At 67.1% G+C, this 12,794-nt stretch carries 10 protein-coding genes, 1 tRNA gene and 1 pseudogene; 8 read left to right on the top strand and 4 right to left on the bottom strand.

What is annotated here, in order from left to right; all coding sequences use genetic code 11:
• The first annotated feature begins 364 nt into the window (after window positions 1-364).
• From ACIQM4_RS21170 to ACIQM4_RS21190, 5 genes are all read left to right on the top strand, one after another.
• Window positions 365-1,582 carry a branched-chain amino acid ABC transporter substrate-binding protein gene (locus tag ACIQM4_RS21170; protein WP_401594154.1) on the top strand — a complete coding sequence of 406 codons (1,218 nt, stop codon included), beginning with the start codon at window positions 365-367 and terminating at the stop codon, window positions 1,580-1,582.
• 99 nt (window positions 1,583-1,681) lie between these two features.
• Window positions 1,682-2,611 carry a branched-chain amino acid ABC transporter permease gene (locus tag ACIQM4_RS21175; RefSeq protein ID WP_401593661.1) on the top strand — a complete coding sequence of 310 codons (930 nt, stop codon included), beginning with the start codon at window positions 1,682-1,684 and terminating at the stop codon, window positions 2,609-2,611.
• A 5-nt stretch (window positions 2,612-2,616) separates the two neighbouring features.
• Window positions 2,617-4,449 carry a branched-chain amino acid ABC transporter permease gene (locus ACIQM4_RS21180; protein WP_401594157.1) on the top strand — a complete coding sequence of 611 codons (1,833 nt, stop codon included), beginning with the start codon at window positions 2,617-2,619 and terminating at the stop codon, window positions 4,447-4,449.
• A 5-nt stretch (window positions 4,450-4,454) separates the two neighbouring features.
• On the top strand, window positions 4,455-5,534 hold the full coding sequence (locus ACIQM4_RS21185) for an ABC transporter ATP-binding protein (protein WP_401594160.1): 1,080 nt from the start codon (window positions 4,455-4,457) through the stop codon (window positions 5,532-5,534).
• Complete coding sequence (locus tag ACIQM4_RS21190) at window positions 5,531-6,247, top strand: ABC transporter ATP-binding protein (protein ID WP_401593663.1); 717 nt, start codon at window positions 5,531-5,533, stop codon at window positions 6,245-6,247. The genes ACIQM4_RS21185 and ACIQM4_RS21190 overlap by 4 nt, the downstream gene beginning before the upstream one ends.
• A gap of 88 nt (window positions 6,248-6,335) precedes the next feature.
• On the opposite strand, the gene ACIQM4_RS21195 is transcribed toward ACIQM4_RS21190, so the two are convergent.
• Window positions 6,336-6,995, bottom strand: a complete 660-nt coding sequence (locus ACIQM4_RS21195; protein ID WP_401593666.1) for an ANTAR domain-containing response regulator — start codon at window positions 6,993-6,995, stop codon at window positions 6,336-6,338.
• A gap of 85 nt (window positions 6,996-7,080) precedes the next feature.
• Between ACIQM4_RS21195 and ACIQM4_RS21200 the strand changes: the two genes are divergently transcribed.
• Together ACIQM4_RS21200 and ACIQM4_RS21205 are read left to right on the top strand one after the other, a co-directional pair.
• Window positions 7,081-7,163: transfer RNA gene (locus tag ACIQM4_RS21200), tRNA-Leu, on the top strand.
• Window positions 7,164-7,250: 87 nt separating this feature from the next.
• A pseudogene (locus ACIQM4_RS21205) lies at window positions 7,251-7,869 on the top strand (helix-turn-helix domain-containing protein).
• Window positions 7,870-7,879: 10 nt separating this feature from the next.
• Here the strand turns inward: ACIQM4_RS21205 and pyk are convergent.
• Complete coding sequence (gene pyk / locus ACIQM4_RS21210; protein WP_401593669.1) at window positions 7,880-9,313, bottom strand: pyruvate kinase; 1,434 nt, start codon at window positions 9,311-9,313, stop codon at window positions 7,880-7,882.
• A gap of 133 nt (window positions 9,314-9,446) precedes the next feature.
• Entirely contained in the window at window positions 9,447-10,154 is a 708-nt protein-coding gene (locus ACIQM4_RS21215) for an SIMPL domain-containing protein (protein ID WP_401593670.1), read from the bottom strand.
• Between the two features lie 180 nt (window positions 10,155-10,334).
• Between ACIQM4_RS21215 and ACIQM4_RS21220 the strand changes: the two genes are divergently transcribed.
• The gene (locus tag ACIQM4_RS21220; protein ID WP_401593672.1) at window positions 10,335-12,152 is read left to right on the top strand and encodes a bifunctional metallophosphatase/5'-nucleotidase; all 1,818 of its coding nucleotides are present in this window, start codon (window positions 10,335-10,337) and stop codon (window positions 12,150-12,152) included.
• A gap of 154 nt (window positions 12,153-12,306) precedes the next feature.
• Here the strand turns inward: ACIQM4_RS21220 and ACIQM4_RS21225 are convergent, their stop codons facing one another.
• Window positions 12,307-12,753 (bottom strand): hypothetical protein, encoded by a 447-nt coding sequence (locus tag ACIQM4_RS21225; RefSeq protein WP_401593675.1) that lies wholly within the window; start codon window positions 12,751-12,753, stop codon window positions 12,307-12,309.
• Between the last annotated feature and the right edge of the window lie 41 nt (window positions 12,754-12,794).

The raw sequence follows: 12,794 nt of genomic DNA on the forward strand, positions 1-12,794 counted from the left end.
CCGTGCGGACCTCCCCTTCACCAAGTGTCCGCATATCGGACTGTCAGCACCATGAACACCCCAAGCCCCTTAACTCAGCTGGGAATTCCCGGTATTCGAGATTCCACCGGCATACGGAAAGGCCCGAAAAGCCCCACCTGTTCCGCCCACCCCTGGCCATGGCATAACAAGAGCGTCACATCCTGCGCACGCCGCTCCCAGCCGCCTCCACCTGCGCCTAGAGTCACGGCCAGTCACCGCGCCGCCGGGCGCGTCGCAGCAGCACCGCACTCAGCAACGCCCAAGTACGGCCCGGCGATCGACACGGCACCTCACGTCGAGGAAGCCGCGCCAGGGAAAGGACCCCTTCGTGCGACACCGTTCTTTGCTCATACTCACCACAGTGCTCACCACCGGCGCACTGACCCTCACCGCCTGCGGCTCCCGGGACGACAAGGGCGGCAGCAGCAGCGGCGGAGAAAGCAAGACCACCGTCGTGATCGGCGTCGACGCCCCCCTGAGCGGCGACCTCTCCGCGCTCGGGCTCGGCATCCGCAACTCCGCCGACCTCGCGGTCAAGACCGCCAACAAGCAGAACCTGGTCCCCGGCGTCACCTTCAAGGCAGAGCCCCTGGACGACCAGGCACAGCCCTCCGTCGGCCTGCAGAACGCCACCAAGTTCATCAGCAACAAGGCCGTCGCAGGCGTCGTCGGCCCGCTGAACTCCAGCGTCTCGCAGTCGATGCAGAAGCCGCTCAACGACGCCAAGCTGACCCAGGTCTCCCCGGCCAACACCGGCACCGAACTGACCCAGGGCGACGGCTGGAAGACCGGCGAGAAGAAGCGGCCCTTCGCCTCCTTCTTCCGCACCGCCACCACCGACCAGGTCCAGGGCGCCTTCGCGGCGAAGTACCTCTACACCACCGCGAAGATCGACAAGGTCTATCTGATGGACGACCAGAAGACCTACGGCGCCGGTCTCGCCGCGTCCTTCAAGGACCAGTTCACCAAGCTCGGCGGCAAGATCGTCGGCACCGACCACATCAACCCCGAGGACCGCGACTTCAACGCGGTCGTCACCAAGGTCAAGACCTCCGGCGCCAAGGCCCTCTACTACGGCGGCGAGTACCCGGCGGCCGGCCCGCTGAGCCAGCAGCTCAAGGACAGCGGCACCAAGATCCCGCTGATGGGCGGCGACGGCATCTACAGCGCCGAGTTCCCCAAGCTCAACAAGAAGGCCGAGGGTGACCTCGCCACCTCCGTCGGCAAGCCGGTCGAGCAGCTCGAGTCCGCGAAGAAGTTCATCGCCGACTACAAGAACGGCGGCTACAAGGAGTCCTACGAGGCCTACGGCGGCGGCACCTACGACGCCACCTGGTCCATCATCGAGGCCGTCAAGCTCGCCGTCGCCGACAACGGCGGCAAGGTCCCCGACGACCTGCGCCCCAAGACCCTCGAAGCCATGGCGAAGGTCAAGTTCGAAGGCGTCACCGGCCCCGTCTCCTACGACGAGTTCGGCGACACCACCAACACCATGATGACCGCCTACCAGGTCGAGGGCAGCGCCTGGAAGCCGAAGTTCAGCGAGGCCTACAAGCCGTAACCCGGCACCCGCACCACGCGACACACCCCAGACCGCGCGGGCGCGCCAACAGCGCTCCCGCGCGGTGCCATATTCCGAACCACTGACGGAGGCCCTGCGGTGCACGAACTGCCGCAACAGCTGGCCAATGGACTCATCCTCGGCGCGATGTACGGTCTCATCGCGATCGGCTACACGATGGTCTACGGCATTGTCCAGCTCATCAACTTCGCCCACGGCGAGATATTCATGGTCGGCGGCTTCGGCGCCCTGACCGTCTACCTGATACTGCCCGCCGGGTTCTCCCTCGGCGCCGCAATCCCGCTCATGATCCTCGGCGGAATCGTCGTCTCCGTCGCCGTGGCAACGACCGCGGAACGCTTCGCGTACCGGCCCCTGCGAGGCGCACCACGGCTGGCACCCCTGATCACCGCGATCGGGCTCTCCATCGTCCTGCAGCAACTCGTCTGGCAGTTCTACCCCGACGCCAAGAAGGACCACCCCTTCCCGCGCTTCGAAGGCGAGTCCCTCGATTTCCTCGGCGCCCACATCCAGCCCAGCGACCTCTTCCTGATCATCGCGGCCCCCGTCTGCATGATCGTCCTCGGGATCTTCGTCAACAAGACCCGCACCGGCCGCGGCATGCAGGCCACCGCGCAGGACCCCGACACCGCCAAGCTCATGGGCATCAACACCGATCGCATCATCGTGACCGCCTTCGCGATCGGCGCCGCCTTCGCCGCCGTCGCCGCCGTCGGATACGGCCTCCACAACGGCCAGGTCGGCTTCCGCATGGGCTTCATCCTCGGCCTCAAGGCCTTCACCGCGGCCGTACTCGGCGGCATCGGCAACATCTACGGAGCCATGCTCGGCGGACTCGTCCTCGGCGTCGCCGAAGCACTCGCCACCGGCTACATGGCCGAGATCCCCGGCATGGAGCTCTTCGGCGGCGGCAGCTGGAAGGACGTGTGGGCCTTCAGCCTCCTTATCATCGTCCTCCTCGTCAGGCCCCAGGGCCTGCTCGGCGAGCGCGTCGCGGATCGGGCGTGACCACCATGACCAACACCACGCAGACCACCGGCACAGGCACCGGCACAGGCGCCGGCAGCAGCACCGCCGCGCCCAACGGCGCCCCGCTCGTCCCGCTGCCCACCGCCACCGCCCGCGCCCTCACCACCGCCGGCTCCGCCATCGCCCTCGCCGGCACCTTCCTCGCCTGGACCTGGAGCGAGGAATTCCCCGGCAACCTGACCGTCACCGGCTACCCCGGCGGCCTCCAGACCCTCACCCTCACCGTCGCCGTCCTCACCCTCCTGTTCGCCCTCTCCGGCTACGGGATCAAAGGACTGCGCTGGCTCACCCCGGGCGGCACCAACAGCCCCGTACGCCTCCTGGCACTCGCCGTACTGGGCACCACCGGCTTCACCATGGGCGCGATCTCCGTCGTACTGGGCGGCCTCGTCAACCTCGACCCCGGCGCCTGGGTCTCCGGCATCGGCGCACTCATCGCCACCGTCGGCGCCTTCGCACTCCCCCACGACACCCACGACCCGGAGCTCGACAACACCTTCACCGGCCGCCTGCGCCACAGCTTCAAGGCGCCCGCGCCCGCCGCCGCGAAGAAGCTCCCGGGCTGGGGCGAGATCCTCGTCATCACCGCCGTCTTCGCCGCGGGCCTCTTCGTCTTCGCCTACGGCATCGACATCGAGTACCCCGAACTCTTCATCGGGTTCCTCGTCGCCGTGGGGTTCGGCTTCGCCGGCATCAACAAGGCCGGTCTGTTCCGCCGCGTCAGCCAGGTCGCGGGCAAGCACCGCAAGGTCGCCATGCTCGCCGCCCTCGTCGCCGCGATCTGCTTCCCCTTCACCCAGACCAACGACCAGTACGCCCTCATCGGCGCCCAGGTCCTGATCTTCGCCACCGTCGCCCTCGGCCTCAACGTCGTCGTCGGCCTCGCCGGACTCCTCGACCTCGGATACGTCGCCTTCCTCGGCGTCGGCGCCTACACCGCCGCCCTGGTCTCCGGAACCGCCAGCTCCGCCTTCGACGTCGAGTTCCCCTTCTGGGCAGCCGCACTGGCCGGAGCAGCGGCCTCGCTCCTGTTCGGCGTCATCATCGGCGCACCGACCCTGCGGCTGCGCGGCGACTACCTCGCCATCGTCACCCTCGGCTTCGGTGAGATCTTCCGCATCACCGTCCAGAACCTCAACGGCACCACCGGCCCCGACGTCACCAACGGCGCCAACGGCATCACCAACATCCCCGACCTCTCGGTCTTCGGGTACGACCTCGGCACCCAGCACGACATCCTCGGCTTCAGCCTCACCAGGTCCTCCAACTACTTCCTGCTGATGCTGCTGTTCACCGTCATCGTCGTCCTCGTCTTCCGCCGCTCCGCCGAGTCCCGCATCGGACGCGCCTGGGTCGCCATCCGCGAGGACGAGACCGCCGCCACCGCCATGGGCATCAACGGCTTCCGCCTCAAGCTCCTGGCCTTCGCGCTCGGCGCCTGCCTCGCCGGCTTCGCCGGCTCCGTACAGGCCCACCTCGGCTACAACGTCACCCCCGAGCAGTACCAGTTCGCCGGATCCGTGGCACCCAACTCCGCCTTCCTGCTCGCCGCCGTCATCCTCGGCGGCATGGGCACCATCGCGGGACCCCTCATCGGCGCCGCACTCCTCTACCTCATCCCGGCCAAACTCGCCTTCATGGCGGACTACCAACTGGTCCTCTTCGGCCTCGCGCTCATTCTCCTGATGCGCTTCCGCCCCGAGGGCCTCGTCGCCGACCGGCGGAAAAAACTCGAATTCCACGAAACAGACGAACTGGACACACCGGACGACGCGTTGTCCGGCACGACCACCGGCGTCACCAAGGCGGGGGCGTGACCACCATGACGACAGCCACGGCCGGCACGGCCACCACCGTTCTCGACGCCAGCGGCGTCACCATGCGCTTCGGCGGCCTCACCGCCGTCCGCGACGTCAGCCTCCAGGTCAACACCGGCGAAATCGTCGGCCTCATCGGCCCCAACGGCGCCGGCAAGACCACCTTCTTCAACTGCCTCACCGGGCTGTACGTCCCCACCGAAGGCAAGGTCAGCTACAAAGGCACCGTCCTGCCGCCCAAACCCCACCTCGTCACCAAGGCCGGCATCGCACGCACCTTCCAGAACATCCGGCTCTTCGCCAACATGACCGTCCTGGAAAACGTCCTCGTCGGCCGCCACACCCGCACCAAGGAAGGCCTCTTCTCCGCCCTCCTGCGCGGCCCCGGCTTCAAGAAGGCCGAGAAGGCGTCCCACGAACGCGCCATGGAACTCCTGGAGTTCATCGGCCTCGCCCACAAGGCCGACCACCTCTCCCGCAACCTCCCCTACGGCGAACAGCGCAAGCTCGAAATAGCCCGCGCCCTCGCCAGCGAACCCGGCCTGCTCCTCCTCGACGAGCCCACCGCCGGCATGAATCCGCAGGAAACCCGCGCCGCCGAAGAACTCATCTTCGCCATCCGGGACCAGGGAATCGCCGTCCTCGTCATCGAGCACGACATGCGGTTCATCTTCAACCTCTGCGACCGCGTCGCCTGCCTCGTCCAGGGCGAGAAGCTCGTCGAAGGCACCCCCGACACCGTCCAGAGCGACGAACGCGTCGTCGCCGCCTACCTCGGCACACCCTTCGAAGGCGCCCCAGGGGCCGAGGAGGCCGCCGAGGTCGCCGCCGCGGAAGCACAGGCCGGAACACACACGGCCACACCCAAACCCGCCTCGGGCACGGGCACCAGCACGGGTACGGGCATGGGCGCGGGTGCCGACAACGACACGGGCACCAGCTCGGACACCGGCCGCACAGGCACCAGCTCGGACACCGGCCGCACAGGTACCGGCACAGGTACAGGTGCCGGTACCGGCACCGGCACCGGCACCGGCACCGAAAGCACCACCCGCACGGACCGCACCGAAGGAGACACCCAGTGACCGCCCTCCTGGAGGTCGAGGACCTCCGCGTCTCCTACGGCAAGATCGAGGCCGTCAAGGGCATCTCCTTCAGCGTCGAAGAAGGCCAGGTCGTCACCCTCATCGGCACCAACGGCGCCGGCAAGACCACCACCCTGCGCACCCTCTCCGGACTCCTCAAGCCGACCTCCGGAAAGATCCTCTTCGACGGACAACCCCTCGCCGGAGTCCCCGCACACAAGATCGTCGCCCTCGGCCTCGCCCACTCCCCCGAAGGCCGGCACATCTTCCCGCGCCTCACCATCACCGAAAACCTCCAGCTCGGCGCGTTCCTACGCTCCGACAAGGACGGCATCGCCACAGACATCCAGCGCGCCTACGACCTCTTCCCCATCCTCGGAGAACGCAGAAAACAAGCCGCAGGCACCCTCTCCGGCGGCGAACAGCAAATGCTCGCCATGGGCCGCGCCATGATGTCCCGCCCCAAACTGCTCATGCTCGACGAACCCTCCATGGGCCTCTCCCCGATCATGATGCAGAAGATCATGGAGACCATCGTCGAGCTGCGCTCCACCGGCACGACGATCCTCCTCGTCGAGCAGAACGCCCAGGCCGCGCTCTCGCTCGCCGACCAGGGCCACGTCATGGAGATCGGCAAGATCGTCCTCTCCGGAACGGGCCAGCACCTCCTCCACGACGAGTCCGTCCGCAAGGCGTACCTCGGCGAGGACTGACCGCGCCAGGTCGTACGAGAAAGCCGTACGAGAAAGAGGCCCGGCCCGCATGCACTGCGGACCGGGCCTCTTCTCGTACGCGTACGCGCTACTGCTCCTTCGCCGCCGCCTTCTTCTCCTCGGCGTCCTCGATGACCGCCTCCGCGACCTGCTGCATGGACAGCCGACGGTCCATCGACGTCTTCTGGATCCACCGGAACGCGGCCGGCTCGCTCAGCCCGTACTGCGTCTGCAGGATCGACTTCGCCCGGTCCACCAGCTTGCGCGTCTCCAGCCGCAGGGTGAGGTCGGCGACCTCGTTCTCCAGCGTCTTCAGCTCGGCGAAGCGCGAGACGGCCATCTCGATGGCCGGCACGACGTCACTCTTGCTGAACGGCTTCACCAGGTACGCCATGGCCCCGGCGTCCCGCGCCCGCTCGACGAGGTCACGCTGCGAGAACGCGGTCAGCATGAGTACGGGGGCGATGGACTCGGCGGCGATCTGCTCGGCGGCGGAGATGCCGTCCAGGACGGGCATCTTCACATCGAGGATCACGAGGTCCGGCTTGTGCTCCCGAGCCAGCTCCACGGCCTTCGCCCCGTCCCCGGCCTCGCCGACGACCGAGTAGCCCTCTTCCTCCAGCATCTCCTTGAGGTCGAGCCGGATGAGGGCTTCGTCCTCGGCGATGACGACACGGGTCGTCAGCGGCGGAACGTGCGACTTGTCGTCGTCGGCGACGGGCGGCTGGGGCGACTCGGGGGTGGTCACGGGGCTCCTTGATACGGGGCAGGGTGCTGGTAAGAGCGTACCTAGCTGCGATCGCCCACGGTGACCCGGTACACTTCCCGAGCGCGCCCGGTTGGAGGAACTGGTCATACTCGCGGTGCTCAAACCACCGTGCCTTCGGGCATGTGGGTTCGAATCCCACACCGGGCACTTGCTGTGCGGGAAGCGGATGTTCACGTTCTCGTGAACATCCGCTTTTTTCATGCGCCAGAGGCCCGAGCCGCCGAATGTGATCTCATGCACTTTCACGGCATCGCCGTACGCCAGAAGGCGCTCGACCTCCTGCGTGCGGGTACGAAGAACTCCGCAGTCGCCCAGACTCTCAACGTGCCACTCGGCACCGTCTCGTACTGGCTCCACATGGACCGCGACAAACGAGGCGAGCTGCCCGCACCGCGCGGCCGCGAGTGGCCGAGATGCGACGGGGTCGAGATACCGGCGGGTGCAGCGCAAAGGGTGCAGCGACATCAAGGTCTACCCGCACCACCTCCCCTGCTTGTTCCCGCAGGCCGGACGGGGTAGGAAGCACGAGCGGCCCATCGTCCTGGAAGAGTGGCAGCAGGACATGGTCGATGAGCAGCCCTGGCCATTCATCCGGGGGCTCATCCACTCCGACGGCTGCCGGAACATGAACTGGACAACCCGCCTCGTGGGCGGTGAGCGTAAGCGGTACGAGTATCCGCGGTACTGGTTCACCAACGTCTCGGACGACATCCGCAAGCTCTACACGGACACCCTCGACCAGCTGGGCGTGGAATGGAAAGACTGCACCCGCCACGGTCAGCCGTACAACATCTCCGTGGCCCGACGCGCGTCCGTAGCCCTCATGGACGCCCACGTCGGGCCCAAGTACTAGCCGCACACGCCTACTTCGGAGAATCGTCCTCGCCGATGTGGTGGATCCGCACCAGGTTCGTCGAGCCGGCGATTCCCGGTGGGGAGCCGGCCGTGATGACGACCACGTCGCCCTTCTGGCAGCGGCCGATCCGCAGGAGCTGTTCGTCGACCTGGGCGACCATCTCGTCCGTCGAGTCCACCTTGGGGCCGAGGAAGGTCTCCACGCCCCAGGTGAGGTTGAGCTGGGAGCGGGTGGCAGGTTCCGGGGTGAAGGCGAGGAGGGGGATCGGCGAGCGGTAGCGGGAGAGGCGCTTGACCGTGTCGCCGGATTGGGTGAAGGCGACGAGGAACTTCGCGCCGAGGAAGTCGCCCATCTCGGCGGCTGCGCGGGCGACCGCGCCGCCCTGGGTGCGGGGCTTGTTGCGGTCGGTGAGGGGCGGGAGGCCCTTGGCGAGGATGTCTTCCTCGGCTGCTTCGACGATGCGGCCCATGGTGCGGACCGTTTCGATGGGGTACTTGCCGACGCTGGTCTCACCGGAGAGCATCACCGCGTCCGTGCCGTCGATGACGGCGTTGGCGACGTCGGAGGCCTCGGCGCGGGTGGGACGGGAGTTCTCGATCATCGAGTCGAGCATCTGGGTGGCGACGATGACCGGCTTCGCGTTGCGCTTGGCGAGTTTGATGGCACGCTTCTGGACGATCGGGACCTGTTCGAGCGGCATTTCGACGCCGAGGTCGCCGCGGGCGACCATGATGCCGTCGAAGGCGGCGACGATGTCGTCGATGTTCTCGACCGCCTGGGGCTTCTCGACCTTGGCGATGACGGGCAGGCGCCGGTTCTCCTCGTCCATGATGCGGTGGACGTCTTCGATGTCGCGGCCGCTGCGGACGAAGGAGAGGGCGATGATGTCGGCGCCGGTGCGCAGGGCCCAGCGGAGGTCGTCGATGTCCTTCTCGGAGAGGGCGGGGACGGAGACGGCGACGCCGGGGAGGTTGAGGCCCTTGTGGTCGGAGACCATGCCGCCTTCGATGACGGTGGTGTGGACGCGGGGGCCTTCGACGGAGGTCACTTCGAGGGTGACTTTGCCGTCGTCGACGAGGATGCGTTCGCCGGTGGTGACGTCGGCGTTCAGTCCGTCGTAGGTGGTGCCGCAGGTGTGGCGGTCGCCTTCCATGGGTTCGACGGTGATGGTGAAGTCGTCGCCGCGTTCAAGGAGTACGGGGCCTTCGCGGAAGCGTCCGAGGCGGATCTTCGGACCTTGAAGGTCGGCGAGGATGCCGACGCTGCGGCCGGTTTCCTCGGCGGCCTTGCGTACGCGGTGGTAACGCTCCTCGTGTTCGGCGTAGGTGCCGTGGCTGAGGTTGAGGCGGGCGATGTCCATTCCGGCTTCGACCAGTGCCTTGATCTGGTCGTATGTGTCGGTGGCTGGGCCCAGGGTGCAGACGATCTTTGCTCGGCGCATACCTCCGAGCCTAGGCCTTACCGACGGGTAGGTAATTGGCGTTGCGTGACTACTCAACAACCTTTGCATGAAAGGTTATTGACAAGTGTTGAATTGTGCACGGGGGTGCTCTGATGAGCAATTCCGGGTGGGTTCAGAGTTGCGGCGGGGCCATCGTGAAGCGTGCGTTGACGTGTGCGTGGACGGTCTGGCGCTGGGGTTCGAGGTCGAGGGCAGGGGCGGCCTCGGCGACGACGCTGCGGGTCATCCCGCCGCCGTAGCCGACGGCGATGGGGTGGTCGTAGGAGGAGGTGTTCTCGCTGCCGTCGTCGGCCAGTTCGAGGAGGGCGACGAGGTGGGTACCAAGGGCTTCGGCGTATTCGCGGGCGCGGACGACGGCTTCGCGGACCGCCTGGGTGCGGGCCTGGCCGTAGACGGGTGAGGCGGGGCGCAGGGACCACCAGGGGCCGTCGACGCGGGTGAGTTCGAGGTCGGAGAGGCGGGAGGTGAGTTCGCCGAGGGCGGTGAAGTCGGTGAGTTCGGCGGTGAGGTTGACGCGGCCGTGGTAGGCGCGGATGTGTTCGGCGCGGCCTTTGCGGGTGAGTTCGGGGTTGATGGAGAAGGCGCCGGTTTCGAGTTTCTCGACGGCTTCGCCGTAGGTCTTGACTAGGTCGAGGACGGCGGTGTTGCGGCGGGTGAGGTCTTCGAGTGCGGTGCGGCGGTCGGTGCCGCGGGCGCTGACGGTGATGGAGATGCTGGCGATCTCGGGGTCGACCTCCAGCCGTGCTTCGCCGCGGACGGCGACGCGGGGTGCGTCGGGGGTGCCGTAGGGGGCGGCAGGTGTGTGGGGCTCTGTGGTCATGGGGGGGGCTCCCTCTGCTGGGTGACGGCTGTGGGTGTCGTGGTCACTGACCACTGTGGCATCCGGCTGTGACATCGGGGAGTCATCGGATCGAAACCTGTAGGGGGTGTCGTGGTGGGCGGGTCTGGGTCAGAATCTACGCGCGTTGTGCATGGGCAGCGCGTGGACGAAGGAGTTCAAATGCCGCTGGATCGACGGAAGTTTCTGGGGCAGGCCGCTGCGACGGGTGCCGGTGCGGTGCTGGTGGGCGGGGTCGCGGGGTCCGCGGAGGCCGCCGAGGACGGCCGCGGGGGCGGGCACGGTCACGGCCGGCCGCCGAAGCGGTACTCCTTCACGGTACTGGGGACCACCGATCTGCACGGGAACGCCCTGAACTGGGACTACTTCACGGATAAGGAGTTCGACGACAAGGACCACAACGACGTGGGCCTGGCGAAGATCTCGACACTGGTGACGGCGATCCGGGAGGAGAAGGGCCGCCGGAACACCCTGTTGATCGATGCGGGTGACACGATCCAGGGCACCCAGTTGTCGTACTACTACGCGAAGGTCGACCCGATCACCGCGAGGCGCGGTCCGGTGCATCCGATGGCGCAGGCGATGAACAAGATCGGTTATGACGCCGCGGCGCTGGGCAACCACGAGTTCAATTACGGGATCGAGGTTCTGCGGAAGTTCGAGGAGCAGTGTGATTTCCCGCTGCTCGGGGCGAACGCGCTGGACGCGAAGACGCTGCGGCCTGCCTTCCGCCCGTACAGCATGCACCGTCTGCGTACGCCGCACGGCCGTGATGTGCGGGTGGCGGTGCTGGGGCTGACGAATCCGGGCATCGCAATCTGGGACAAGCAGAACGTGCAAGGGAAGATGGTGTTCCCGGGTCTGGAGGAGCAGGCGGCGAAGTGGGTGCCGAAGCTGCGGTCGATGGGCGCGGACGTGGTGATCGTGTCGGCGCACTCGGGTTCGTCGGGGACTTCTTCGTACGGTGACCAGTTGCCGTACGTGGAGAACGCGGCGGGTCTGGTGGCTGAGCAGGTGCCGGGGATCGACGCGATCCTGGTCGGTCACGCGCACACGGAGATTCCGGAGTACTTCGTCGAGAACAAGGCGACCGGCAAGAAGGTCGTGCTGTCGGAGCCGTTGAAGTGGGGGCAGCGCCTGACCGTCTTCGACTTCGACCTGGTGTGGGAGAAGGGCCGCTGGAGCGTCGCGAAGGTGGGCGCGAAGGTGCTCAACTCCAACACGGTGGCGGAGGACCCGCGGATCACCGGGATGCTGGGCGACGAGCACAAGAAGGTCGTCGCGTACGTGAACCAGGTGATAGGTACGTCGACGGCGGCGATGACGACGGCGGAGGCGGCCTGGAAGGACGAGCCGCTGATCGACCTGATCAACCTGGTGCAGGTGGAGACGGTGAAGGCGGCTCTGGCGGGTGGCGAGTACGCGGCGCTGCCGGTGCTGTCGCAGGCGTCGTGCTTCTCGCGGACGGCTTCGGTGCCGGCCGGGGAGATCACCATCAAGGACGCGGCGGGCCTGTATCCGTTCGAGAACACCCTTGAGGCGCGGCTGCTGACCGGCGCGCAGATCAAGGAGTATCTGGAGTTCTCGGCGAAGTACTACGTGCAGACGGCGGCGGGCGGTCCGGTGGACACGTCAAAGCTGACGAACGCGGAGAACACCCCTGACTACAACTACGACGTGGTGTCGGGGCTGACGTACGAGATCGACATCGCGAAGCCGAAGGGGTCGCGGATCGTGAATCTGGCGTTCGGGGGGAAGCCGCTGGATGCGAAGGCGCAGTTCGTGTTCGCGGTCAACAACTACCGGGCGAGCGGCGGTGGCGCGTTCCCGCACATCGCGGGGGCGAAGCAGCTGTGGGCGAACTCGGAGGAGATCCGGAACACGATCATCTCGTGGGTGAAGGCGAAGGGGACGGTTGATCCGAAGGCGTTCGCTTCGGTGGAGTGGAAGCTGACGCGGGACGGGACGCCGGTGTTCTAGCGCGTATCCCGGTGTTCCCGTACGTCCCGGTGTTGTGGTGCGTGTGCAGGAGCTCCGGTACGTCCCGGTGCTCCGGTACGTGTGCCGGGAGGGGCGGCGGCCCGTGACCCCTGTTCGGGGTTACGGGCCGCCGCCCTCTCTGCTCTGTCGGGGTTCAGCTCGCGGACCAGAAGTCCGAGCGCACATTGGGGAGCGGCAGCGGAAACTCGTCGGAGTAGTCGGGGCCGACGGTCTTCGACCTGGGCGGCGCTACCTCGGAATGCTCGACGCAGGGGGTCGCCACCTCGAAGGACGCGTGACCTTGGAGGCCGACGAGAAGCCGGACACGGAAGCCGTCCTGGGTCTCGAAGTAGGTGGCCGGGATCTTGCTGTTGTTGGAGGACAGATGCCGGTATCCCTGGTCCTTCCAGTGGCGTTCCACGACGCCGAAGAAGCTGCCCCTGCGTTCGGGCGAGATGATGGTCATCACTTGCCTGCGTCGTGAGACGTCGCAGCTCCCCTCGGTGCTCTGCCCGTGCGTCCAGTTAACCGGCGGTTTGATCGCGGCGAAGGTCTCGTCGAGGATGGAGTCCGCGCGTTCTGCGGCTTGTTGCATGTTCATGGTGGGCTTTTCCTCCTTCGGCCCTTCGGAAGTGTCGCAGC

The sequence above is a fragment of the Streptomyces sp. NPDC091272 genome (assembly GCF_044757485.1).
In the GTDB taxonomy this organism is placed as follows: Bacteria; Actinomycetota; Actinomycetes; order Streptomycetales; family Streptomycetaceae; genus Streptomyces.

Bases quoted from the DNA above. Each gene is read 5' to 3' on its own strand.
- ACIQM4_RS21180 (WP_401594157.1), top strand. From the start codon at position 2,617: ATGACCAACACCACGCAGACCACCGGCACAGGCACCGGCACAGGCGCC.
- ACIQM4_RS21225 (WP_401593675.1), bottom strand. From the start codon at position 12,753: ATGAACATGCAACAAGCCGCAGAACGCGCGGACTCCATCCTCGACGAG.
- ACIQM4_RS21215 (WP_401593670.1), bottom strand. From the start codon at position 10,154: ATGACCACAGAGCCCCACACACCTGCCGCCCCCTACGGCACCCCCGAC.
- pyk (WP_401593669.1), bottom strand. From the start codon at position 9,313: ATGCGCCGAGCAAAGATCGTCTGCACCCTGGGCCCAGCCACCGACACA.
- ACIQM4_RS21220 (WP_401593672.1), top strand. From the start codon at position 10,335: ATGCCGCTGGATCGACGGAAGTTTCTGGGGCAGGCCGCTGCGACGGGT.
- ACIQM4_RS21185 (WP_401594160.1), top strand. From the start codon at position 4,455: ATGACGACAGCCACGGCCGGCACGGCCACCACCGTTCTCGACGCCAGC.